23 protein-coding genes are annotated in these 24,395 nt (G+C 66.9%); 11 read left to right on the top strand and 12 right to left on the bottom strand.

What is annotated here, in order from left to right; genetic code table 11:
* Positions 1 to 74: 74 nt before the first annotated feature.
* The gene (locus LT970_RS13830) at positions 75 to 1,283 is read right to left on the bottom strand and encodes a carboxylate--amine ligase (RefSeq protein ID WP_232688775.1); all 1,209 of its coding nucleotides are present in this window, start codon (positions 1,281 to 1,283) and stop codon (positions 75 to 77) included.
* Positions 1,284 to 1,677: 394 nt separating this feature from the next.
* On the opposite strand from LT970_RS13830, the gene LT970_RS13835 reads away from it, so the two are divergent.
* Positions 1,678 to 2,730, top strand: coding sequence for a glycosyltransferase family 2 protein (locus tag LT970_RS13835; protein WP_232688776.1), 1,053 nt, complete (start codon positions 1,678 to 1,680; stop codon positions 2,728 to 2,730).
* Between the two features lie 119 nt (positions 2,731 to 2,849).
* On the top strand, positions 2,850 to 3,902 hold the full coding sequence (locus tag LT970_RS13840) for a DUF354 domain-containing protein (protein WP_232688777.1): 1,053 nt from the start codon (positions 2,850 to 2,852) through the stop codon (positions 3,900 to 3,902).
* A gap of 13 nt (positions 3,903 to 3,915) precedes the next feature.
* Here LT970_RS13840 and LT970_RS13845 read toward each other — a convergent pair whose 3' ends face one another.
* Positions 3,916 to 5,583 (bottom strand): right-handed parallel beta-helix repeat-containing protein, encoded by a 1,668-nt coding sequence (locus LT970_RS13845; RefSeq protein WP_232688778.1) that lies wholly within the window; start codon positions 5,581 to 5,583, stop codon positions 3,916 to 3,918.
* 304 nt (positions 5,584 to 5,887) lie between these two features.
* Here LT970_RS13845 and LT970_RS13850 point away from each other — a divergent pair, with 304 nt between their 5' ends.
* The 4 genes from LT970_RS13850 to LT970_RS13865 all read left to right on the top strand — a co-directional run bounded on the left by LT970_RS13850 (position 5,888) and on the right by LT970_RS13865 (position 12,235).
* Positions 5,888 to 7,714, top strand: coding sequence for a hypothetical protein (locus tag LT970_RS13850; RefSeq protein ID WP_232688779.1), 1,827 nt, complete (start codon positions 5,888 to 5,890; stop codon positions 7,712 to 7,714).
* Positions 7,715 to 7,818: 104 nt separating this feature from the next.
* Positions 7,819 to 8,784: a glycosyltransferase gene (locus LT970_RS13855; RefSeq protein WP_349292270.1), complete on the top strand. Its 966-nt coding sequence runs from the start codon at positions 7,819 to 7,821 to the stop codon at positions 8,782 to 8,784.
* Positions 8,785 to 8,946: 162 nt separating this feature from the next.
* Positions 8,947 to 10,761: a DUF6541 family protein gene (locus tag LT970_RS13860; RefSeq protein WP_232688780.1), complete on the top strand. Its 1,815-nt coding sequence runs from the start codon at positions 8,947 to 8,949 to the stop codon at positions 10,759 to 10,761.
* Complete coding sequence (locus LT970_RS13865; protein WP_232688781.1) at positions 10,748 to 12,235, top strand: flippase; 1,488 nt, start codon at positions 10,748 to 10,750, stop codon at positions 12,233 to 12,235. Before LT970_RS13860 ends, LT970_RS13865 begins: the two co-directional genes overlap by 14 nt.
* A 56-nt stretch (positions 12,236 to 12,291) precedes the next feature.
* On the opposite strand, the gene LT970_RS13870 is transcribed toward LT970_RS13865, so the two are convergent.
* The 5 genes from LT970_RS13870 to LT970_RS13890 form a co-directional block, all read right to left on the bottom strand.
* Complete coding sequence (locus tag LT970_RS13870) at positions 12,292 to 12,873, bottom strand: VIT1/CCC1 transporter family protein (RefSeq protein WP_232688782.1); 582 nt, start codon at positions 12,871 to 12,873, stop codon at positions 12,292 to 12,294.
* A gap of 5 nt (positions 12,874 to 12,878) precedes the next feature.
* Positions 12,879 to 13,166, bottom strand: a complete 288-nt coding sequence (locus LT970_RS13875; protein ID WP_232688783.1) for a DUF211 domain-containing protein — start codon at positions 13,164 to 13,166, stop codon at positions 12,879 to 12,881.
* Between the two features lie 120 nt (positions 13,167 to 13,286).
* On the bottom strand, positions 13,287 to 14,396 hold the full coding sequence (locus LT970_RS13880; RefSeq protein ID WP_232688784.1) for a DUF1616 domain-containing protein: 1,110 nt from the start codon (positions 14,394 to 14,396) through the stop codon (positions 13,287 to 13,289).
* Positions 14,397 to 14,470: 74 nt separating this feature from the next.
* Entirely contained in the window at positions 14,471 to 15,109 is a 639-nt protein-coding gene (locus LT970_RS13885; protein ID WP_232688785.1) for a phosphoesterase, read from the bottom strand.
* A 189-nt stretch (positions 15,110 to 15,298) separates the two neighbouring features.
* Positions 15,299 to 15,724: a GNAT family N-acetyltransferase gene (locus tag LT970_RS13890; RefSeq protein ID WP_232688786.1), complete on the bottom strand. Its 426-nt coding sequence runs from the start codon at positions 15,722 to 15,724 to the stop codon at positions 15,299 to 15,301.
* 144 nt (positions 15,725 to 15,868) lie between these two features.
* Here LT970_RS13890 and LT970_RS13895 point away from each other — a divergent pair, with 144 nt between their 5' ends.
* The 5 genes from LT970_RS13895 to LT970_RS13915 all read left to right on the top strand — a co-directional run bounded on the left by LT970_RS13895 (position 15,869) and on the right by LT970_RS13915 (position 18,375).
* Entirely contained in the window at positions 15,869 to 16,360 is a 492-nt protein-coding gene (locus LT970_RS13895; protein WP_232688787.1) for a YeeE/YedE family protein, read from the top strand.
* Positions 16,357 to 16,827, top strand: a complete 471-nt coding sequence (locus LT970_RS13900) for a YeeE/YedE family protein (protein WP_232688788.1) — start codon at positions 16,357 to 16,359, stop codon at positions 16,825 to 16,827. The genes LT970_RS13895 and LT970_RS13900 overlap by 4 nt, the downstream gene beginning before the upstream one ends.
* Before the next feature lie 97 nt (positions 16,828 to 16,924).
* Positions 16,925 to 17,326 carry a helix-turn-helix domain-containing protein gene (locus LT970_RS13905; protein WP_232688789.1) on the top strand — a complete coding sequence of 134 codons (402 nt, stop codon included), beginning with the start codon at positions 16,925 to 16,927 and terminating at the stop codon, positions 17,324 to 17,326.
* A gap of 170 nt (positions 17,327 to 17,496) precedes the next feature.
* Positions 17,497 to 17,856: a thioredoxin gene (gene trxA / locus LT970_RS13910; protein ID WP_232688790.1), complete on the top strand. Its 360-nt coding sequence runs from the start codon at positions 17,497 to 17,499 to the stop codon at positions 17,854 to 17,856.
* Between the two features lie 237 nt (positions 17,857 to 18,093).
* Positions 18,094 to 18,375 carry a hypothetical protein gene (locus LT970_RS13915; RefSeq protein ID WP_232688791.1) on the top strand — a complete coding sequence of 94 codons (282 nt, stop codon included), beginning with the start codon at positions 18,094 to 18,096 and terminating at the stop codon, positions 18,373 to 18,375.
* A 32-nt stretch (positions 18,376 to 18,407) separates the two neighbouring features.
* On the opposite strand, the gene LT970_RS13920 is transcribed toward LT970_RS13915, so the two are convergent.
* From LT970_RS13920 to LT970_RS13940, 5 genes are all read right to left on the bottom strand, one after another.
* Positions 18,408 to 18,938, bottom strand: a complete 531-nt coding sequence (locus LT970_RS13920; RefSeq protein WP_232688792.1) for a hypothetical protein — start codon at positions 18,936 to 18,938, stop codon at positions 18,408 to 18,410.
* A complete protein-coding gene (locus tag LT970_RS13925; protein ID WP_232688793.1) occupies positions 18,935 to 19,654 on the bottom strand; it encodes a DsbA family protein in 720 nt (239 codons plus the stop codon). The genes LT970_RS13920 and LT970_RS13925 overlap by 4 nt, the downstream gene beginning before the upstream one ends.
* A 128-nt stretch (positions 19,655 to 19,782) precedes the next feature.
* Positions 19,783 to 20,541, bottom strand: a complete 759-nt coding sequence (locus LT970_RS13930; RefSeq protein ID WP_232688794.1) for a TrmB family transcriptional regulator — start codon at positions 20,539 to 20,541, stop codon at positions 19,783 to 19,785.
* A 2-nt stretch (positions 20,542 to 20,543) separates the two neighbouring features.
* Positions 20,544 to 23,429, bottom strand: coding sequence for an MMPL family transporter (locus LT970_RS13935; protein ID WP_232688795.1), 2,886 nt, complete (start codon positions 23,427 to 23,429; stop codon positions 20,544 to 20,546).
* Positions 23,430 to 23,878: 449 nt separating this feature from the next.
* Complete coding sequence (locus LT970_RS13940) at positions 23,879 to 24,190, bottom strand: HalOD1 output domain-containing protein (protein WP_232688796.1); 312 nt, start codon at positions 24,188 to 24,190, stop codon at positions 23,879 to 23,881.
* Positions 24,191 to 24,395 lie beyond the last annotated feature (205 nt).

The raw sequence follows: 24,395 nt of genomic DNA on the forward strand, positions 1-24,395 counted from the left end.
AGATGGCCGGCAGCGCAGAGGTGGGCAACGGCGCCGGACTCCCCACATGCTACGGCGCCAGACACTCCCACCGGCTACGACGTTCGACCGGCGAGGAGTTCCTCGAGAGAGTTTTTGACGTCCTGGACGAACGGCCCGGGGTCGTCGAGTGAGAAGTTGTCGAAGCGCGGGTACCGCGCGACCGTGTACGCCACCTCGAGCATCGATCCGGCCAGCGACGGCCGGGGGGCGAGCGGGTTGTCCTCGGTGAGGACGCTGTGGAGGAACAGCGCCTCGCCCCGGAGCAGGTGGCCGCGGGCGCCCACGTCGTACCCCGACTGGATGGCGTTGGCCGCGTCCACCGCGAGCAGCCAGTAGTAGTACGGCAGGTCGACGCCGGCCTGCACGGTGAACGGGAGCGACGTCCAGAACCGGGGGTTGATCTCCATGAGCCTGTACTCGCCGGTCGCGGGGTCCTTGAGGAACTCCACCATCGCCAGCCCGTGCCAGTCGAGTTCCCCGAGGAGGCGGCGGCCCGCGGCCTCCAGTTCGGGGTCGTCGATGGCTTTGCGGTACGCGCTCGCGCCGCCGCTGTACCGGTAGCCCCGGAGCTGCTGGTGCTGGAAGCTCGCGACCGGTTCACCGTGGTCGCACAGCGCGAAGAACGCGTACTCGTCGGAGTCCCGGACGTACTCCTGGACCAGCGGGACGTGTCCGACGTCCTCGAGGTAGGAGTCGATGTCCGGTTCCTCGCCGGCGGGCACGTACTGCGTCGAGGTCTGGTGGCGGTGTGTCTCCTCGAAGGAGTCGTGGTACTCCGCGGCGTTCAGCGTGAACCGGGGCTTGACGATGACCTCCTCGCTCCAGTCATCCCACTCGTCGAGCAAGCCCGTCTCCGGGGCGCCGACGTCCGCCGCGTCCGCCGCGTCGAACAGGCGCACGCGGTCCTGGACGCCGCGCAGGGTGTCGAGTGTCGGCCACACGGTCTCGACGTGCTCGCCGAACTCACGGCGGTACTTCGCGAGTACGTACGTGTCGACTTCCCTGACAGGGATGATGGTCACGACGTTGTCGCGCGCCGCCAGCGACAGCAGCGCGTCGGCGTAGGCGTCGACGTCGTCGGTGGGGTCAGGGACGGTGTGCGTTTCCTCGGCGTACTTCGAGTGGAGGCCCGGCGAGTGTTCGTGCTCCGAGACCGCTATCGTCGGGACGTTCCGTCGGCCGAGCGAGCGGAGACACGCGACGCTGCTCGGCGCGCGGGCGAGCGCCGGAACGACCACTGCGTTACCTTCTGTGTGGGTCACTGCTTCGGGTGATACTCCAGCAGGCGACGGCTTTGTTACGAGCGCCTTACAGCGAAGGGGGTACCAATCCGGTTCCCTACTGGTCAGTCCGTGAAACGGACGCGGACACTCTCCGGTTCACTGGGTCGTCTGTCGAACGGCCCCGTGAACCCGGCGATTTCGTCGCTCTCCGTGCCGTTCCGAGAATACACCGGTGCCGTCGCGGCGGCCGAAGCGGCCGCCGGGCCGGTGCTGAACGCGCGCGAGGAGGGCGCTGTCGAGCGGCCGGGCAGTAGACCAATCATATCCAGGAAAACCCACCAGTAACAATGGCGCACTGGGTTGATGGGTGTTCTACGGACTGCCAGTCGGGTCGGTCGCGCCGTCGACACTGGCCTGCCTCCATCGGCCACAAATGTACAAACAACACACCGTCGCAGTGGTCATCACGGCGTACAACGAGCGAAACTTCGTGGGTGACGTCGTCGACACGGTCCCCGGGTTCGTCGACCGCGTATACGTGATCGACGACCACTCGACGGACGGCAGCTGGGCGGAGATACAGCAGGCAGCGGCCGCCACGAACGAGCGCACGGACGAGACGGGCGACGACAGCGAGCGCGTCGTGACGATTCGGCACGACCGGAACCGGGGCGTCGGTGCCGCCATCAAGACCGGCTACCGGCGAGCGCGCGCGGACCGGATGGACGTCACGGCGGTGATGAACGGGGACGGGCAGATGAACCCCGACATCCTCCACCGCATCGTCGACCCCGTCGTCGAGGGGCGCGCAGATTACGCGAAGGGGAACCGCCTATTGAGCCGCGACCACGTCCGGAGCATGAGCGTCTGGCGGCGCTTCGGGAACGGCGTGCTGACGCTGTTGACGAAGTTCGCCTCCGGATACTGGAAGACGATGGACCCCCAGAACGGGTACACCGCAGTGTCACTCGACGCGCTCGACGCGCTCGACGTGGACGGGCTCTACGACGACTACGGCTTCCTGAACGACGTACTCATCACGCTCAACGCGCACGCGATGCGGGTGGCAGACGTCGAGATGGAGGCCCACTACGGCGACGAGGAGAGCACCATCGCGTACTCGCGGTTCATCCCGAACGTGTCGATGCTCCTCCTCCAGGGGTTCCTGTGGCGGCTGAAGGTCAGGTACCTCGTCTACGACTTCCACCCGCTGGTGGCGCTGTACGGCATCGGCGTGGTGGGCCTGGGCGGCCTGGCCGCGCGGGTCGGTGTGGCGGCACTCGGGGGCGTCTCGGCGCCGTCCGCGCTCGCGATGCTCGCCGTCCTTCTGGTCAGCGCGTTCGCGCTCACCCTCGGGACGACCTTCGACCTGGCGAACAACGAACACCTGGAGCACGCGGAGTTCGCGGAGGAGGCCGGCGACCGCGTCGAGCGGTCGCCACGTGGCAGCGCGACGCGGTCGCAGCTCAACGCGGAGACCGACTGATGTGTGGCGAAACACGGGGTTCGACGCATGTGTAGACGTGATTCAGCCCAGCCCGGCGAGCGCACTCGTGGCATCGTTCCGGCGAGAGAGACAGCGACCCGCCTGGGGTGTGACGGCAGGTGACCGCGGCGTCGACGCGGTATCTGGTGTTCACGAACACCCCCGCGCACGTCCACCTGTACAAGAACATGGTCGCGGAACTCCGCGACGAGGGCCACGACGTGCTCGTGCTCGGCCGGGCGTACGGCTGCACGGAGGACCTGCTCTCGTACTACGACATGCCATACGAACTCTACGGCGGCCAGTCGCCGTCGTTCCGGTCGCTGGTGACGAACGTCCCCTCGCAGTTCACCTCGATACTCCGGCGCGTCCGCGCGTACGACCCGGACGTCGTCTTCGGTCGGGGGTCGTACGCGGCGTTCGCCGGCACCGTCAGCCGAACGAGGACGATACTCGTCGTCGACTCGACGCCGTACAACGTCGGCCCCATCGTCTCCAGTGCGTTCGTCCATCGCGTGCTCACGCCGGATTCGTACGGCCGGAACCTCGGCGCGAACCACGACCGCTTCCGCGGCGTCAAGGAGTGCGCGTACCTGCACCCGGACGTGTTCTCGCCCGACCAGTCGGTGCGCGCCGACCTCGGAGTCGGGTCGTCGGAGCCGTACGTCGTGGTCCGTCTCAACGCCTACGACTCCGTCCACGACGTCGGCCTCGGCGCCGGCCCCACGACGGACCGGGTCGCGCTCCTGGAGCGCCTCGCGGAGCACGCGACGGTCTTCGTCTCCGACGAGAGCGAGACCCTCGACCTGTCGACCCTCGACGCGCGCCGATTCGACCTCCACCCCGCTCGGATACACGACGCGCTCGCGGCCGCCAACCTCGTCGTCACGGACACGGGCACCATCGCGACGGAAGGCGCGCTGCTGGGGACACCCGCCATCCGCTTCATCGACGAGGACGAACCCGCGATGGGGGAGTTCGAGGAACTCGAGGCCAACGACCTGCTCGTCCAGCACACCGACCTGGCGGACGTGCTCGCGGACGCACAGTCGATTCTCGAGAGCGAGAGCGAACGGGAGCGCTGGCAGCGCCGCCGTGACGAGTTCATGGCGAGCAAACCGAACCTGACGCGGCGGCTGCTCGACATCGCAGTCGACGCAGCGCCGCAGTGACGGGGCGTCGGCGTCAGTCGTCGACCAGTTGCCCGTAGAGAAACTGGACGGCGCCGTCACTGCGGTGGTCGGCGGTCGGGCCCGACGACGCGCTGGTTCCGTTCGCCGCCCCGCCGTCGGGCGCGTCGGCCGCCGTCCGACTCAGTCCGAACAACTGCCCGGGGCCGGGGTCCGACCCGGACACGAGTGACGCGTCGACGCAGAACGTGCCGTCCCTGGTCGACGCCAGTGGCTGGTCCGCGCCGGCCGGTCCGCCACCGCGCAGCGTCACCCCGTCGAGGCGGACGAGACAGTCATCGGTGGACTCGGGAACGGTGACAAGGAGCGGGAAGCGCTGGGCGTCGATGGTGCTGTCCGTCACCGTGCACGACGCGAGGCGCTCGAGGCGGATGCCGTCCGCTCCGGATTCGGGCTGGTCGATGGTGACGTTCCGGAACGCACAGCCATCGCGGCCGACCACGTCGACCGCTTCGACGTCGGAGAGGCCGCCGGTGATGGTGGTGTTCTCGACGGTAACGTGCCACTCCGCCGGGAGTCGGTCGAGAGACGGCATCCAGGTGGCGTCGTACTCCTCCTCGGGCGCCTCGGCGACGATGCCGGGGCGCGGCACGGACGACGTGATGTCGCAGTCCCGGATGGTCACGCGCCCGAACTGGCCGTTGACGACGACCGCGCCCTGGGTCTCGCTGTGCGTGAGGTTGTGGGCTTCTATCGTGCAGTTCTCTATCACCGCGCCGTCCCCCTCCTTCAGCCAGATACCACGCAGCAGGCGGTTCCGCGGGGGCATGTACTCAGGGATGCCGGTCACGCGCACCGTGACGTCCCGTACGATCGCGTCAGTCGGCGCGTTCCCGCCACCGATGCGCACCTGGGCAATGGCGTTGTTGGCGTACTCGCCGCCGACGATCCGGAGCGGGCCGCTGTGCGCCGACGCGTAGAGACCCTCCTTTCCCCACCCCTTCATCACGCAGTCTCGGATGGCGAGTGACCCTGCCGCCCGGTCGGGGTCGTAGAAGTCCCGCTGGGGGAACACGAACGCGCCGCCGGCGTTGCGCGCGCCCTTGCTGAGGTCGACGTTCTCGAGTTCCAGTGACGTGTCTTCGCCCTCGACCATGAGCGTGAACCCGAACGTCCGCTGGTGGACGTCCACGAACCCCTCGACCGCGTAGTTCCGCAGGCGGTTGGTGCCGCCCGTACACTTCAGGTCGACCGCCGCCGCCTCGTTCTTCCCGGAGTTGTCGACGGTAAAGCCCTCGACGTGGACGTCCGCGACCCGTCGCAGCGACAGGTAGATGTTCTTTCCCTTCTCGGCGATGTCGAAGGTCGCGCCATCCCCGACCATGCCGAAGTTCTGGACGTCCTGTATCACGACGGAGCCGACGCTGTACTGGCCCTCGGGGAAGTAGAGCAACGTGTCGTCGCCCGCGAGTTCCTCGACTGACTCGTCGATTCTGGTCTCTCCGGTCGGGTCGATTCCCTCCTCGACAACGTCGTACACGTGGTCGAATCGCTCGCTGACTGTCGGGCCAGGGCCGGAGGTTCCGTCCGGGCCATCGCCGGTCCCGGGGGACGTCGGCCGGTCGTCCGTCTCGGAACGCTCCCCATCCCATGGGGTCGAGCAGCCAGCGAGGAATGGGAGGGACAACGCCGCCGCCTGGAGGAACCGACGCCGGTCGTTCATCGTACGTTACCGTGCGCCGTATGGCACATTGTAACAGCCCCGTTATCTAGCGCGCGGCGGTGCTACCGGCGGCGGTACGAGACGATTAACGGCGTCCGAGAGACGGTATTCAGAGCGTACAGTCGGTAACCGAAGTCAGATTCCAGTAGGACCACGTTATTTCGACGGTCTGTACGAACGTCAACAAACCACCGGCCGACACCGAGCCGGTAACGTTCTCGTAACGAACTAGCTGTTATCCGAGAACAAGCGGTACAGAGCCCGTAACAACCCTTATCTGCGTAATGGGCTCTTACTGTGCTCCATGGCACGAGACAGCCCCGAGAAAGAACTACCTACCAATCACTCCGACAGCGACGCCGGAGTTTCGCGTCGGTCGTTCCTTCGACTCGGGGCCAGTACGGCGGCAATCGCCGGCCTCGGCGGTCTTGGCGCCGTTTCTCGAGCGTCGGCCCAGACACTCGATGCGGTCGAGAAAGGGGCCGACCCGAGCGGTAACGAACCGATAAACGACGTCGTCTCCTCGCTCTCGTCGGGCGACACGATGACATTCCCGTCCGGCGAGTACCTCGTCTCCGGTAATCTCGAGGTACCCGCGGACAACGTCACGCTATCGGGCACGGACGCGACACTCCGGTTCGCGGACGGCGGCCTCCGCCTCTCCGGGAGCGGTTGGACCTTCGAGGGGTTCGAGGTGGACTTCTCCGAGCAAGATAGTTTCAGCGTGAACGTCCTCGAGGGTAGCGACTGGACGTTCGGCAACGTCGTCTTCCGTGGTACCCGCGGCGCGGCCGGCAACAACACGCTGCTGTCCCCGCGCGTCCCGTCCGGGTCGTCCGCGCTGATGCACGACGTGTACGCCCACGAGGGGGCCGCCGAACCGGGCGAGTCCTCCGGGTCGAAGCTGATGTGGTCGGGCAGCGACATGGCGGGGTCGCTCACCATCCGCCGCCTCTGGGGCGAGCACTGGGCCGAGAACACGACGTACCTCTCGGACGCGCCCGGGTCGATCACCTTCGAGGACTGTTTCTTCCGGAACACGAACGTGGCCGGCGTGCGCGGCGCGAAAGACGTCGTCGTCCGCGGGTCGACGTTCGTCAAGAGCGGCCCGATTCCGGTCCAGCCGAGCCTCAACGGCCCCGGAACGGGCGGCGCCGTGATGCGTGGCATCTGGTGCAATATGAGCCGCTCGGACGGCGGCCAGTTCGTCATCGAGGACAACGACTTCCACTACACGTCGGCGTCCTCGGCGGGTCCGATGGTCTCCATCGACGGCCCCGGCGAGTCGGTGAAGCTCTCGAACAACCGCTTCCACAGTTCCTTCGAACTGTCGGCCGTGCAGGGCGGCGGCTCCACCAGCGTGACCGGCAGCGGGAACGAGATCTCGGGCGGCGCGACCGCCTCCGGTCAGGGAGGGATGTTCACGCGCACGAGCGGCGAGGCAGCGAGCGCCACGCCGCCGATGCCGAAGCCGCCGAAGGAGGGCCAGACCCCCGGCGGCGACGACGGCACAGCTAAAAAAAAGGACAGCGCTGAGACCGACGACTCGACGGTAAGCACGGACGGAACGACGAGTACGGACGGAAAGACGCTGACCATCGCCGGCGACGGCGACGCCACGACGAGCGCGACGTTCACGTTCGCCGTCTCGGGGACCCTCGAGCACCTCACGCCGGAGGACGCCGTCAAGCAGCCCGGCCACGGCGTCGACGGAACGACCGCGACCGGTGACGTGTGGTCCGGCGAGGAGAAGTACCGCTTCACGGGCGACGTCACCGACTTCCAGGTCGACGGTCCGGCGACCGTCTCGCTAGAGGGCCAGCAGATCAGCGTCCAGGAACTGCTATCGTCGACGTCGAGTGGTTCGACTAGCGACGGCACGACCAGCGACTCGCTCACGAACACCATCGTCGTGAACGGCACGGGGCCCGAGACGACGTACAGCTTCACGGTCTCCGGCGACCTCCAGAAACACGAGACGCTCGGCTCCCAGAACGCGGGCGACGTGGTCGACGGCTCCACCGCCACCGGCGCCGTCTACGGCGGCGTCGACGCGTACCGCTACTCGGGCGAACTCGAGAGCATCGACCTGTCGGGGTACGCGGTCGTCCAGCTCCGGGACGACAACTGACCGTCGATTCCGGTGGGCCGCTCCATCAGGCCCGGTGAGCCGCTCCACCGGACCGGTAAGCCGCCCATACCAAAGCCGCCGGCGCGGGACGTGCTGACTACTGTATGCACTCCGCGACAGCGGCCACTCGCCACGACCCGCTGACTATCCTGTCACTCACCCCCGCGCTCGGCTCTCCGTTCTACCGCACGCAGATTTCGTCGCTCGAATCCCTGAACGTCGACAGCGAACCGCTCCCCGTACCCGGCGAAATCGACGTGAGCGACGCCAACGCCAATCGGTCGGTGCGCGACTACCTCCGATACCTGGGGCGCGTCCGCCGCGCCGTCGACGACCGCCACGACGTCGTGCACGCGAACTACGGCCTGACAGCGCCCCACGCGCTCGCGCAGTCGACGGCCCCCGTCGTGCTGTCGCTTTGGGGAAGCGACGTGTTCGGGCGGTTCGGCTGGCTGAGCAAGGCGTGCGCGCCGCTGTGCGACGAGGTAGTGGTGATGTCCGAATCGATGGCCGACGAACTGCCCTGCGATGCGACGGTCATCCCGCACGGCGTCGATCTCGACCGGTTCGCGCCCCGCCCGCGGAGCGACGCGCTGGCGGAGATCGGCTGGGACCCGGACGCGAAACACGTCCTGTTTCCGGCGCCGACCGCCCGACCGGAGAAGGACTTCCCGCGCGCGTGGCGGGTGTACGACGCGGCCTGCGACCGCCTCGATGAGCGCGTCGTCCTGCACGCGCCGGACGGCCAACTTCCCCACCACGAGATGCCTGCGGTGATGAACGCCGCGGACGCGCTGCTTCTCACCTCCCGTCACGAGGGGTCGCCGAACGTCGTCAAGGAGGCGATGGCGTGTAACCTCCCGGTGGTCTCGACGCCCGTCGGGGACGTCCCCGAGCGACTCGACGGCGTGTCGCAGTCGGCGGTCCACGCGGACGACGATGACCTGGCGGACGCCCTCGCGACGATTCTCGCGGACGGCCGGCGCTCGAACGGCCGGGACGCCGCCGCCGCGGTCAGCGTCGAGCGGACCGCAGCGCGGTACCGTGACGTGTACGACCGCGTGCGCTGAGGTGGGCCGGGGCAAGAGTACGACCGCGCGCTGAAATGGGACAGGGCTGAATGATGGCTGTGATACCCCGTGCAGGCGCGGGGAAAACGGACGCTACCGCGACGCTTCGCGCGTACGGACCTCGTTACAATAGGGTCCGGAGGGGAAGCAGTGTCAAGTTCGATGAGCTATCGCAGCCACGCCCAACGGCCACGCGAGACAAGCGACCGGAACCAGACGGTCGGAACGGCGGTACTCCTCGTCGGGTTCCTCGCGGCGCTCGCAGCCATCGTCATCGCCCACCAGTCGCCCGCCAACGCGTACGAGTTGTCGCTGTACACCGGCACGCCGACCGCGTTCTGGGGTGCCGTCGCGGTCGCGTTCGCGTGCTCGCTGGCGGTGAGTTTCTTCCCGCCGACGCCCGCCCACCGGCTCGCCGGCCTGCTCCTCGGCGGCGAAGCGTTCGTCGCCGTCGCCGGGATTCCGCTGCTCCGGGACTACGCCTTCCTCGGCGCCGGCGACCCGCTGACCCACCTCGGCTGGACGAAGACCATCGTCGCCGGTGACCTCGCGCTGACCGACCTCATCTACCCCGGCACGCACACCGTCGCCATCTTCATCTCCCAGCTCTTCGGGCTCGGACTCCGGCAGTCGATGCTGCTGGCGACGGGCGTGTTCGTGCTCGCATTCGTCGTCTTCGTTCCGGTCGTCGTCTACGCCGCCACGGGCGACCGCGGCGTCGCCACCGTCGGCGCGTTCTCCGCCATGATGTTGCTCCCCATCAACAACATCAGCGCGCACCTCACGGTGTTCCCGAGCACGCTCGCCGTGTTCTTCCTCCCGCTCGTGCTCGTGTTGCTCGTCGTCTACCTCGCGGAGACCGACGCGTCCAGTCGGGTGACGCCCGTCGGCGCGCTGCTCGCGCTGGCGACGTTCAGCCTCGTTCTCGTTCACCCCCAGCAGGCCACGAACCTTCTGGTCGTGTACGCCACGGTCGTCGGCGTGCTCCTGGTCAAGCGCCGGTACGGGGATGACGTGCAGGCCCGCGTGCCGGTCGGCCAGTTCGCGTTCCTCGGGACCATACTTTTCGCCTGGGGGCTCTCCCACGAGCGCATCACGAACGCCGTCGGCGCGTACTCCGGCCGGGTGGTGGGCGTGTTCGCCGGGGCCTCCGGAGACGGCGGCGCGCTCGCCCACCAGACCAGTTCGCTGGCCGCCATCGGCGTCTCGCCGGTAGAGATCGGGGCGAAACTGTTCGCCGTGAGTTTCGTCTACCTCGCGGTGACCGGCGTCGTGCTGGTCGCGGCCGCGCGACGGCGGACCGGCGACAGCGACGACCGCGTAGCGACACTTCCCCTGCTCGGGGTGACGATGTTCCCACTGGGCGTCATCATGGTGCTGTACGTGCTCGGCGGCATCGGCACCATCTACTTCCGGCATCTCGCGTTCATCATGGTCGTCGCCACGGTCGTCGGCGCCGTCGGCGTCGGCCGTGTGTTCGGCCGCCTCCAGGGGGCTGGGACCGCTCGGCGCGTCGGAAGCCTGCTCGTGATCGTCGCCCTCGCGGTCATGCTGTGTCTCTCGCTCGCGACCGCGTTCTCCTCGCCGTTCATCCACAAGACCAGCGGGCACGTCACGCAGGCCCAGTTTAGCGGCCACGAGACCGCGTTCACCCACGAGAGCGAGGACATCGGCTACGTCGGCATCAGGACCGGTCCCGCCCGCTTCAGGGACGCCGTCGCGGGCGTGCTCGAACCCGACCCGTGGAACCCAGCGGGGCAGCACAGCGTTCCGTTCGGCGCGCTCGACCGGAACCTCGCAGGTCTCTACGACACTCCGCGGTACCTCGTCGTCACCGACGCCGACGTGCAACGTGAGGTGATAGCCTTCGAGGAGTACCGCTACTCCAGGGCCGGATTCCGCTCGCTCGACGCACAGGAGAACGTCAACCGGGTGATCACGAACGGCGACTTCCGGCTGTACTATGTCGGCGAATGACGGCGTGACGGAGCGGAGCAGGCTGCTTCGGGGCGTTCGCGCGATGCTCGCCGCGGACGCAGTGCGGCTGGTCTTCCGGACCGCCGTCATCGTGTTGCTGTCGCGGTACCTGTTGACCCCCAGCAGCTACGGTCTGCTGTTCCTGGCGATGTCGATTCTCGGGGTCTCGTTCCTGTTCAGCGTGTTCGGCCTGCCGAAGGCCACGGCGCGCTACGTCACCGAGTACGTCGAGACCAGCCCCGACCAGGTCACGCACGTCGTCCGGTTCGGACTGACGACCGTGCTCGCGTCGGTCACGGTCGTCTGCGTCGCGCTGGTCGCGCTCCGGGGGCAGATCGCGGGCGTGTTCGGCGAACCGGAACTCGCACCGCTGCTGCTGGTCGGCGCCGGCTTCCTCGCCGCGCGGTCCGTAGAGAAGTACCTCCACGCGGTGTTCCAGGCGTTCAACGCCGTCCAGTACAGCGGCCTCGTGAAGAGCGTCGACAGCGTCGCACAGGTCGCGTTCATCCTCGCGTTCGTCCTGCTCGGGTTCGGCACCGTCGGCGCCATGGCCGGCTTCGTCGTCGCCGCTGTGATCGGTGCGGTCGTCGGTCTCGTGGTGCTCGTCCGGGGTTACTACCGGGAGCACGACCCCGCACCCGAGATGGAAGATGGGCTGAAGTCCCGGATTCTCCGGTACAGCGTCCCGCTGACGGCGGGGAGCGCTGCGAACGCGCTCGACCAGCGGGTCGACATCATCCTCGTCGGATACCTCCTGAACCCCGCCGCGGCGGGCTACTACACGCTCGCCAAGCAGATATCCGAGTCCGTGAGCACGCCCGCGACGTCGCTCGGGTTCACAGTCTCCCCGCAGCTCGGGACGTACAAGGCGAGTGACGACCTCTCGCTCGCGGGCGACCTCTACGAGACGGCGTTCGTCCACGTCGTCGCCGTCTACGTGCCGGCGGCGGCGGGCATGATACTGGTCGCTCGGCCCGCCATCGCGGCGGTCTTCGGGGACGCGTACCTCGGCGCGGTCCCCGCGGTGCAGGTGTTCGGCGTGTACACGCTGTTGCTCGCGCTCGACCAGATCACGAACGACGGCCTCGACTACCTCGGACGCGCCCGGGTCCGGGCCGTCACGAAGGGCGTCACGTCAGTCGCGAACGTCGCGCTCAACCTCGCGCTCATCCCCGTGTACGGCGTCGTCGGCGCGACCGTGGCGACGGTGCTGACGTACAGCGTGCTGGTGGCCGTCGAACTCTACGTGGTGTCGTCCGTGCTGCCGCTCCCGGTCCGAGGCCTCGCGCGCACTGTCGGGGTCGTGTTCGCCATCACCGTCGGAATGTCGGCTGTCGTGGTGGCGTTGCTGCCGTACGTCTCGGGGTTGCCGTCGCTGCTCGGCGTCGTCGGCGTGGCGGTGGGTCTGTGGGCGTTGCTCACCGGCGCGAGCGGCCTCCTCGACTTCGACCGCGTGTGGAGGGTGATAGCCTGAGAACAGGCCGGAAACGGCAGTCGACGAGCGGGTCTACGAGACCCGGTAAGCGGTCGTTACCCAGGGAGTGCGATGTTGATGGCGCCGACCACCAGGCCGACGAGCCCGGTCCGGATGCCCGCCACCACCCAGTTCTGGTCAGAGATGTTGCCCATGTACGCGCCGAAGACGAACAGGAGCGCAACGCCGATGAGGACGCCCGCGACCGTCGCCCAGAGCAGCGTGAGCACCGACCCCACCAGGAAGTACGGGAGCACCGGCAGCAGCATGCCGAGCGTCGGGCCGAGGCCGCTCATGAAGGAGTTGACCTTCCTGGCTCTGGTCTTCCGGTTGTGGAGTTCGGTCTCCTCGAGGTCCGCGAGGAGTTTGTCCTCGACGCGCCGGAGCTCCGCGAGCTTCTCGGCGCGCTCGATCTCCCAGACGCTCCAGACGCCGGACGCCGCGAGCCCGACGGTCCCGCCGGCGACGACGCGAACGATCTCCATGGCCGACTGATTCCCGCCGAGGAACGACCCGACGATGATGCCGATGCAGGTGAGCGTGCCGTCGAACCCGTTCGAGATGAAGTACCGGCGGGAGATCGAGCGCACGTCCTCGTCCTGGAGGGTCTCCCGAAGAGAGGCGAATCTGGATGACACGGGACTCAGTCCTGGTGTGTCGGGCTCTCTTCGACGAGACGGTCGCCGCAGGCGACCTCGTCGACGGAGTGGATGGTTCCACCGAGGTCCTCGATGGTCCCCTCGACGGTGTCGGCGTCGACGTCGTCGCCCTCGATGGTGAGCTTGAGGTTCTGGACCTTCTTGTCGGATTCGATAAGTGTCGCGTTCACTCCGTCCGCGCCGTCGGTCTTCGCGAGTCGTCTCGCGAACTCGCCGGTCTCGATCTCGTTTGGCTTCATGATGTCGAGAACGAGCCGCTTGATGGTGCTCATCGTGTCCCGAGTTGTTCCAGACGCCCCTTATTCGTTTGCGTGTCGGCGAACGAACGAGCAACGACCGGTTCCGCCCGACCAGACACCTGGCTGCGCGGTCTAGTTGCTCGACAGACCCGACTACGCGGTCCGGTTACGCGGCACGTCGAGTGAGAAGTAGACCGAGCGGTACGCGTCACCGGTTCCCGCGTCCGCCGGAGGCGTGCCGCGGTAGAGCAGGTAGGCGACCCGGAGGTCCGACCCCGCGAGTTCCGGACGGACGGTCTGCGTGGTCTGCCACTTTTCGCCGGGCGCGAGTGCGTGCGTCGAGCGGTTCAGCCTGACCGACTCGAGGACGGTCACGTTGCCGTTGGCGCGCTCGACGCGCTGGATCTCCCCGACGAGTGTGTAGTTCACGCGCCGGTTCTCGTGGTTCTCGACCACCACCACGACGCTCCCGGTCTCGTTCGGAGTGAGCGTCGTCGGGTAGCCCGCGGTGACGAGTTCGCCGGTCTCGTTCTCCGTGTACAGCCCGACGGTGGTGTACGCGTCGCCGCCAGCGGGCGCGACGAGCGCGTACGCGAGACTGGTGGTCGTGAGGAGCGCGACGGCGACGAGCACGACCGCGCTCGTCGTCTGCATGCGTGAACCGCTGAACATCCCCACCAGGCCCGACAGCGACCCCGTCGCGGAGACGGCGAACCGCTCGCCCTCGGGGATGCGGAGTCGGCGCGCGGCGGCGGCGGCGACGCCGACGAACAGCGCCGCGGTCGTGGCGCTGACCACCGTCGCGGGTTCCCACCCCAGGTCGAGCACCGAGAGCGCGATTCCGAACGGCGGGAGCAACGCGACACTGACGCCGAACGCGAGCAGGACGCGCTCACCGGGGCGGAGCGCTCCCTCCGAGACTGCCGCGAACAGGCGGTTGTCGGCGACCCGTCGCGCGGGCGCGTCCCGGGGGAACAGGCCGGCGAGCAACACGTACCCCGGGACGAACAGCAGGAGCGGGAACCCCACCATCGCGCGGACGGCCGGCGAGAGCGCGTCGTCGATGAGGACGGCGTCGGCGACGGCGACGTACGCGACGACCACGAGGAGGTCTGTGAGCGACGCCGACCATCTCCGGACGGTGCTCGTCCACTGTCCGTGGGCGTGTTCTTCGCTCATCGGCACCTGGCGGGCGTCGCGAAGCGGAATGGCACTGGTGGACGGTCCGTCGGGGAGGAACGCGAGCGCAACATACAGGCTCATCGGTCACTCCGCGAATTGTTATACTGTAATTACCCCGTTCGCGCCGGAACGCGGCCGTCGAACGGCCAGTCGGGTCAGAGTGTCGTCGAATCGGGTTCGGGACGCAGTGACCCGCCGGTCTGCAGCCAGTAAAACCCGAGGACGATGACCGCGGCGAGGAAGAAGGCGGTGATCGCCTGCAGCCAGGTGTGGGCGTTCAGGACGATCCGGTTGGGCACCATCACGACAGGGATGGCGAGGAGCGGCCAGAACTTCCGGTCGACGAGAGCCAGGTAGAGCGTCGGGGTGAGCGAGATGATGACGTGGCCGGAGATGTTCCAGAACGGCGAGAGCACGACGTAGGGAACCGCCGTGGCGGCGACGGCCACCATCATCCCGGGGACGAGGTGTCCCCAGTCGAAGCGGCGCCAGAGGAGCCACGTCACACCGCTGGCGATGAAGATACCACCCGCGACGAGCGCGTCCATCAGGAAACTGTTCCCTGCGGTGGACGCTGCCACGCTCGCGCCGGTGTTCACGAAGTACGCCACCGTAGGGGCGAGTGCGAGCAGGCCTGCACCGAGGAATCCACCGACGCGGTGCCAGAGCGACGATCTGTCCGCGCCCGCTCGCGTCCACTCGTAGTGGACGAGCAACAGGACGCTCGCGCCGAGCACCGTGATGGGGTGGAAGACGTACGGGTAGTACCCCATCGCCTGTGAGAACGAGCTCATTGCACGAGGGTACGGCAGCGAGGCGAAAAACGTCGTTTGCTGGTTACATACCAGAAGGGTACGTACCGACGCGCTACAGCGGCAACGGAACCACAGTCCTCAGAACGACAGTCACTGGAACGATAGCACGCTGGAACGACAACACGCTAGAACGACAGCACTGGAACCGACGGAACCGCGGGCGTCGCCTCAGTTCAGTGACTTCCGCATCGCGACGTGGGGGATGCCGGCCTCCTCGAAGGAGTCCCCTTCGCGCTCGTAGTCGCGTCGTTCGTAGAACCCCGCCGCCGCCTGCTGGGCGTGGAGGTAGAGCTCGTCGTAGGACTCGCTCGCGGCGGATTCGAGGGCGTCCATGACGCGGTCCCCCCATCCCTCGCCGCGCCGCGACTCGAGGACCGCGACGCGTTCGACCTTCCCGACGCCAGGTTCGTACTCGCGGAGGCGGGCGGTGGCGACCGGGGTGTCGGCGTCGTACGCGACGAAGTGGGTCGCCTCGTCCTCGTGGTCGTCGACCTCGACGGACTCGGGAACGCCCTGCTCCTCGACGAACACCGCCATGCGGACGTCGAGGGCGTCGTCGTAGCGCTCCGGGGTGTCCGCGCGAACGACGGGCATACTCGAACGTCGGGATGCAAGCCTGAAAACTGCTACTGTCCCCGCAAGAGACGTGGGACAGAAACCCCCCGCTGGAGAGACGCGGGACGGAATCTCTCGCCGGTGACTGAACGCCTTTCAACGTCGAGTCCCACGCTACGGTCAATGGCACTCGAAGCAGTACTGCAACTCGGCGGCACCGAGTTGTTTCCACACGGAATCACTCGGTACGCCGTCGGCGGCCTGCTCGTCGGCCTGGGCGCGGCCGTCATCTACGTCGGGACGGGCATCAGCGCGGGCGCGAGCACGTTCCTCGAATCGACGCTGTCGTACGTCTCCGGCCGGTCGAGGTTCCAGCGGTACGTCGCGTCCCGGGACTGGCGGGTCGTGTTCACGCTCGGCATCGTCCTCGGGGCCGCAGTGTACGCCGTCGTCTTCCAGGACAGCGCGTGGACGACCGACGTGCAGTGGTGGCGGTTGCTCGCGGGCGGCGTGCTCGTGGGCGTCGGCACGCGCGTCGGCAAGGGATGTACGTCCGGCCACGGTATCTGTGGCGTCGGGTCGGCATCCAGAACGTCCATCGCGGGCGTGGTGACGTTCCTGCTCGTCGCCATCGCCACCGCACAACTGGTCGCCGCCCTCGGGGTGCAGCCATGACAGCGCCGAGCGACGACCGCCACCCGCTGTTCGTTCCCCTCGTGCTGGTCGGTGGTCTGCTGTTCGGGTTCGGGCTTGCGTACAGCCACATGGCCCGGCCGGAGGTCGTCCTCGACTTCCTGCAGTTCCAGGACTTTGGGCTAGTGTTCGTTATGTTCGGCGGTGCGGCGGTGACCGGCCTGGCGTACGCCCTCGCGCCGCGCGCGTTCGACCGCGCGCCGCTCACTGGCGACGCCTTCGAGCGCCGACTGAAGTCCTTCGACCGGAACGTGCTCGTGGGCGGCGCCATCTTCGGCGTCGGCTGGGGGTTATCGGGTATCTGTCCGGGCGCCGCGTACGCGAGTCTCGGGGTCGGAAACTACCCGATTCTGTGGGCGGTCGCCGGCATGTTCCTCGGCGCCTACGCACAGGGGTGGTGGCGGAGCGAGTCGTCGACTGCTGACGCGACGCCCACTCGCGCGGACTGACGGCCGGTCGTGCGGCTCAACGGCCTCAACCGTCGCGAAATTGTGTATTGCCTGCACAAGTCTTTTACCGGTGTGACGGCTACAGTGAGTCGATACTATGCCGGATTCGATGTCCGAACAGCTTCAACGAGACATGGAGTGTGAGGGCCTCCTCGAGTGTTTCCACGGGCTCAAGCAACTCGACCGGGACTGCTTCGAGGCGCTGGTCGACGCCGGAGAGCCGCTCACGGTCGACGAGGTCGCAGAGCGGGTGGACCGCGAGCGCTCGACGGCGTACCGCGCCGTCCAGCGGTTGCTCCAGACGGGGTTCATCCAGAAACAGCAGGTGAACTACGACCAGGGCGGCTACTACCACGTCTACTCGCCGAGTGACCCGTCAAACATCGCCGACGACATGCAGCGGCTGCTCAACGACTGGTACGCGAAGATGGGACAGCTCATTCAGGAGTTCGAGACCAAGTACGAGGAAGGCGACAACGCCGTCTCCGCCCAGAGCTAACCCGAAGCGCTCTACTACGACGCTGTTCGCCACGTTTCGGTTCCGTCCGGTCGAATTCTGTTCAGTCCGAATGCTGTCTTTGGGCGACGGACTGGTTGGCGCCCGACGGACACCAGTATTGTGCGCTTTCTCCAAAACCCTTAACTCGCGTGCTGCCTTACTAGTTGTTGATGACGACCGATACAGCGACCAATGCCGGCGAAACCACGCCCGAGACGCCAGTGAACGTCAGTAACCAGGACGAACTGAGCGCGCTCGTCGACGAACACGACGTCGTGCTCACGGACTTCTACGCCGACTGGTGTGGCCCCTGCCAGATGATTGCGCCCGTCGTCGAACAGCTCGCCGCCGAGACTGACGCCACGATAGCAAAAGTCGACGTCGACGCTAACCAGCAACTCGCCAGTGCGTACGGCGTTCGCGGCGTTCCGACGCTAGTCCTGTTCGCCAACGGTGAGCAGGTCGAAGAGTTCGTCGGTGCCCCGTCCGGCGACCAACTTCGCTCTCTCATCGAGAGCCACACGGCGTAACGTAAGCTATACGGCGTAACGTAAGCTACACGGCGTAACGTGAGCAGACGGCAAGCACGTCCGGCGCGGAAACTACCGTATTCCCGACGCACACCAGGCACCCACTCGTGCACGTCGTTTCACCCGATGTCTGGTTTTAGTCACCGCACGGTTCGCTGCTCGTGACAGCCCTCACTCTTCGCTGAACTGGGTCCTCCCCAAGACACATACTGTTCATCCTCGTGGTACCCGATACAGATGGGCGAGGGAGACACGAGTCCGGAGTCCGACGCGGACGCGGCGTCAGAGTCGGCGGAGGAGTCGACGTCCCGCTGGTCGCTTCTCGCAGTCGGAGGAGGGTTGAGTCTCTGCTGTCTGTTCGCTGCACCGGCAGCCACCGGCGTCGCGGGTGGGACGGCGGCCGGCGGAGCGACGGCCGCCCTGGGCGGCGGACTCGTTCGGATCGCCGTGGCGGCGCTCACAGTCGGTCTCGTCGGCTTCGTGATTCGGTGGCGTTCGGACTCGTCCTGCGACCGGTAGACGATGCCCGCATTCGGTCGTCCGGCGACTAACTATTCGATATCGCAGCGGCTCGGGTCGCCGGCACGAGCGAGGTAGACAAACAGGAGCAGGAGTCCGCCAGCACGGAGCAGGTTCCCGTGGAACGGCATCGTCGCTAGCGCGCCAGCGAATCCCAGCAAGCCGAGTACGCCCGCACCGCAGCTCGCGCACCCGGAGACGAGGAGTCCTGGGGCGACGCTCATCAACCCCCCAGTTCCAGAGACGCCGACGTGTCGAAGGCGGCCGACCGCGTTCGTTACCGCGACGCCCGTGACGATGGCGTACGCCACGACCAGTGCGAAACCGACAGCGCCGATCGTCGCGTACGTGTTCGCCGTCAGCGCGACCACCGCGTCGTCCAGATACCAGACGTCTGCCGACACCATCTGCATCGAGTAGGCCGGAAACGAACTCAAGACGAGGAGGACGTAGGTCGCGGCCGCGGTCACGACGAATGCGAGCGTGCGAGCGACGGACGTCAGCGGGTACGCGAGCGCCGCGAGCAGTCGTTCACCGTGGCGCTCGAACTGGCGTGTACTCACGCGTTCTGCACCCGTCGAATCGCTTCGTCGAACCGCTCGTACGGCTGTGCGCCGACCAGTTTTCCGGCCACGTCTGCCTCCCGGTTGTAGATGACGAACGCCGGCGTCCCGCGAATGCCGAACTTGGAAGCCTGTTCGACGTCCGCCTCGATTGACGATTCGATTTCCGCCCGATTGGCCTGCATGCACTCGTCGACGGCACTGGCGTCGACGTCCTCGACGCCTCGCGTGACGTCGAGAAGATTCTCTCTCGACGCCCACCCGGAGTTCTCCGAGCCCTGGTGTTCGAACACCGTCGAGTGCCACGCCCAGTACGCCTGCGGCGTATCGTCCCGAACCTGCCGCCAGACGCAACGGTTCATCACGGCTGCCGTCATCGACGCCTCCCCGAGGTACGGGAACTCGATGAAGACGACGCGAACGTTCCCCGTCTGGACGTGGTTCCGGACGAGTTTAGGGAACGCGTCCTGCTCGAACCGGCGGCAGAACGGGCACTGGTAGTCACTCCAGTAGTACACGTCGAGGGGCGCGTCCAGCGACCCCATGATCGGGTGGCCCGCGAGGTCGATGTCGAACCCGGTCGTCTCCGAACTGCGGTGGAACGGCGCCGTCGCCGACGTCGAGCGATCCGATCCGAGTTGCGACGCACCGTACACCATTCCAGCGCCGGCGATAGTGACGCCGATGCCCCCGAGTACGGCACGCCGTGTCGTCAATGAGTCGGGTGAATCCACGTGGTCTTGTACAATCGTCCCACAATACAAAATTCTGGTGCTCGTCGGCGACTCGTCCAGGATGAACCGGTGGTGGCGCGGCCCACGACGAGAACCGCCGGGTCGGTTCGCTACGTCTCGCTGTCGGTGGCATCCGCGACGAACTCGTCGAGGAGCGTCGTGAGCATCGACGCGAACGCAGTATTGCTGCTCCAGAACGCCGTCTCGGCGCCGTCGTCGCCGACGACGCTCACCAGTACGGTGTCGTCGTCGACCATCAACACGCGCGCCGCGCCCATCTCCGGCTTCGGCGGTTGCGGGACGTCGACTATCCGTGCACCGACATCAGAGACGGCGTCGAGCACCGACGGGTTCTCGCTCAACACGGTGACGTCGACGTCGCGCTTCGCGGCCTCGGCCAGTCCGTCTCTGAGCGATGGTTCGAGGTGGTCAACGTCGTCCGTTCCGTAGACCGCAGTAGCCTCCGCGCCTGCGAGCAAGCGACTAGCGCGCGCGACGACGTTCGACGTGCCGCGAACGGTCCAGATGGACTCGGTCTCCTCCTCGGTCGTGCCGTACTCCTCGCGAACCGACTCCAGATACTCGAAGGCCGAATCGCCCTCTGACTGCAGTTGTCTGTAGAGCCGTTCGCGGGCCTCCTCGACGCCGACCGGGCGGTACCGCGTCGGGTTCGACTGCTCGACCTCGACGAGGCCCCGGTCCTCCAGATCGTCGGCGGCGCCGTACACCTGGGAGCGCGGGACATCTGCGATGTCCGCCACCTCACTCGCGGTGCCCGCGCCGAGTTTCTGGAGCGCGACGAACGCGCGCGCCTCGTACGTCGTGAGGCCGAGGCGCTTCAGCGAGGCGACTGCGTCGGCGTCGTCCACCGTCACTCACCCGGGTGGCCGCGGCCGGTCGCGTCCGCCGACGCGTCCTCGAAGTCGTCGTTCGTCCACTCCGGCCCGAGGTACTTCGTCCACAGGACGAGCAGGCTCGGGAGCACGAGCACGCTCGCGAGGAACGCGTAGATGATGGTCAGGCCGGTGATGATACCGAACTGCTGGAGCGGCGGAAGGATGGCGAACACGAGTACGCCGAACCCGCCGACCGTCGTTGCAGCGCTCCCGAGGAGCGCACCACCAGTCCCGGTGACCGCGGTCTGCATCGCGTTCCAGACCGAACTCTGGCGCTCCAGTTCCTGCATGTAGCGCTCGCTCAAGTGGATGCTGTACGCCACGCCCAGCCCCACGGTGAGGCTCGTGATCATCCCCGTGAGCACGTTGAATGGGATGCCAAGCAGGTACATCGTTCCCAGGATCCACGCCACGCTCAAGACGACTGGCAGCAGCGTGACCGCACCGAGAGTCGCGCTGCCGTCGGTGATGCGGTAGGTCACCATCAGGAACGCGAACACCGCGACGAGCGTGATGAGCAGGCTCTGGACGACCGTGTCGAGGAGCTGCTTCTGGACGATGTTGTTCAGGATAGCGCTCCCGGTCGCGGTGGCGTTCAGGCCGCCGCCGTCGACGACCGCGGCGACGGTGCGCATCTGCTCGGTGACGGCGTCTCCGGACGCCCCGCCCTCGACCGAGACGACCATCCGGAGCGCCTCGTAGTCACCGGCATCGGTGCGGTGGACGTACGACCGGGCCTGCTCGGGCGCAACCTCGTACAGCGAGTCGTAGACGGCCTCGAGGTTGCGGTCCGGGACGCCGTCGCCGTCGGTGTCGGCGGCGCTGAACGTCGCGTTGAACGACTGGTTCGTCGCCGCGACCTGCCGCATCGTCGACAGCGGCCCCCGGATCAGCGCGTCGCCGCCTGTCAGGTTCTGGGTGACGCTCTGGTTCGCGGCGACCCGGCGGGCGTTCTGGACGCGTTCGAGCGTGTTTTCACCTGTGACGTTGCCCTGTATCAGTATCTGGGCCTGCGAGTCCTCGCGGACGAAGTGCTCGTTGACGTACTCGAGGTTCTGTTTCACCGTGTACTCCCCGGGGTCGAACGGCTCGGGGAGGTCGTTCATCCAGTCCGGTGGCTCCTCCGCGAGGAAGTCCTCCTGGCTGAACGAAGTGTCGACCTGCGTCGCGCCGTACGCGCCGGCGGACGTGACGACGAGTGTGAGCACCAGCACGACGACCGGAGCCTTCCGCGCGGCCGTCGACCCGACCGCGAGCACGCCGCTGAAGCGACCGCCGCCGGTGCCGAACGCGCGCATCTCGCGGTCGTAGCCCCGCGCCTCGAGGAACTCGTCGATCTCGACCTTCATCGCGGGAATCAACACCCCGAAGACCGCGAGCGCGGCGACGATGCCGACGGAGGAGACGACGCCGAACTCCTGGATCGGCGGCACGGGGCTCGTGAGATTCGAGAGGAAGCCGATGACCGTCGTCGCGGTCACCCAGACGAGCGCCACGCCGACGCCGGAGAGCGCGACGCGCATCGACTTCCGCACGGCGTCAGCGTTGCCGTCACCGCCGTTGGCACCGCTGCCCGCGCGTTCCTCGCGGTGGCGCATGAAGATGTGGATGGCGTAGTCGATGCTCAACCCGATGAGGAGCACCGGCACCGCGATGAACAGCTGGTTGAACGCGATTCCCGCCCAGCCCATGAAGCCGAACGTCCACGCCAGCACCGCGCCGATGCCGAACAGGCCGAGCACGATGTCGACGACGTCGCGGTACGCCACCGCGAGCGCGACCAGCACGAAGAGGATGGCCAGCGGGCCGACGATGAGCAGGCTGTCGGTCATCGAAGCGTTGATCTCCTCGGTGACGATGCCCGCGCCGAACACCAGGTACTCCAGGGGCCGGTCATCCGCGAGCTCCTGGATGGCGAGTTGCGCGTTCACGATGCTGTCGGACGTCACCTGGCCGGTTCCGGTCACGTTCTCGGCGTGCTGCGTGACGACCAGCATCGTCGCGTTCGCGGACGTCGATCCCTGCTCGTAGTTCGTCGGCATCAGCGCGAGCGCCGACATCCCACCGTTGTCGCCGGTGCTGTTCAGGACGGTGGTCAGGACGGCGTCGACCTCCGAACTGTTCATCGACCGCAGTTGCGCAATCTGTTCGTCGATGGTGGCGTTCTGTGCGGACGCTCTCAGATCTGCCTGGGCCGTCTGTAGTTCGCGGTACTCCTCCGCGAGCACGCCGCGTGTACCGAGCGTGAACGCCGCTTCTGCCTCAGCGCGAGTGCTCGCGTTCCGGAGCTGGTCGGTGGCGCGCTGGAAGATGGCGGCGTCGGTCCGGTTCAGTTCGGCAGACGTGTTCGCGCGCACCGATTCGAAGGACGCCGCGGCGCTCGCGTTCGGATGCTGACGCAGGTACGCCAGTTCGCCGTACAACGCCTCCGCGGTGGCGTTGAGGCGGGCAGCGCGGGCCCGCAGTTCACGCGCCTCCTCGGCCTGTATCGCGCCGATGGCGACGACGTTCGCGATTCCCACGATGGCGTTCTCCGACGCGAGCGTCTTCGCGACGGTGTCGTTCCGGTAGAGCGCCCGTTCGTACTGGAGCGTGTTCACGAGCGCCTGCTTCGAGACGACATCGTCGCCGCGAACGACGACCTGGACGGTTGTCGTGTTGCTCGACCCGGACTGGAAGTGCTCGTTGACGTACGCGAGTTTCTCCGAGGCCGTGCTGTCTGTCTGGAACTGGTCGAGTGAGGAGGCCTGACTGACCCCCTGTGCGCCCGCACCGATAGCGACGGTCAGCACGAGCATGACAGCGATGGCGACCTTGCTGTGCTGCGTGACGAGCGCCGCGAGTCGCTCGATGCGGCTCACTTCGACCCACCCATTCCGGCTGTTGGTAGAATCATACTAACAGAGTTCTGGTCGACTCTGAATGACGCAATTCGTATAAGCTCACCGAAGGAGGCAGCCGAGTGGTGTCGAACGGAGCGACAGCGACAACTACGGACACGGCGGTGAGGGGCTCCGAGCGGACGACGCGGATAGCGGCTGCGAGCAGTGGACACGAATTATGGCTGCGAACAGCGGACACGAACACGGCGACGAACAGCGGACATCAACAGAGGGGAGTAGGTGAAAAGCCCCGGACGAAACAGTCCAGACGAGGAGTCGAGACACGGAGTAATCCGGTGTACAGTCGAAAAGTGCGTAGAGTCGAGAAGCGCGCACAGTCGAAACGCGCGTAGAGAGACCCAGCTGACCTAGACGGTCCTCCCGAAGGCCGTCAGCGCGGCGCGGTTCCCGGTCCGCTAACTACAGGTTCAGTTCGAGAGCGGGTGGATGCTCGTGTCGCCGTCGTTCCAGACGGTCACCCGGAAGTCGTAGTAGGTGAACGAGAGTCGAGCGTCCGAGTCTGCGTTGTCGTGGGCCAGTAGTCGCTCGAGTATCGCGGTGTCGATGCTCTCCTGGAGCGGCGGCATCGATTCGGGGTCGTCGCCCGAGATGTTCGCGAGCGTCATGACCAGGTCGGTGACGATCTGGTCGTCAGTGTTGAACGTCCGCTCGTAACAACCGTTCTCCTCGTCGAACTCGGGCGCCGGGTCGGCCGTCTGGGATGCTGGGGAGTTGCTCATAGATAATCGAAGTGTCGCATACTGACATGGGCATCAGTTAAGTGTTTATCCAAACCCGAGTAGCGTTGTCTGACGGAGTAGTATCGAGAATACCGTGGACGGAGAATTCGTATACCGGTGAATTCGCGTCGTGGAACAACCGAAGAGAGTTTACACCGACGTGATGCCCCCCCAATCGACCATACTCGCCAGTGTTACTGTATGG

Source organism: Halobacterium zhouii (assembly GCF_021249405.1).
Classification (GTDB): Archaea; Halobacteriota; Halobacteria; order Halobacteriales; family Halobacteriaceae; genus Halobacterium; species Halobacterium zhouii.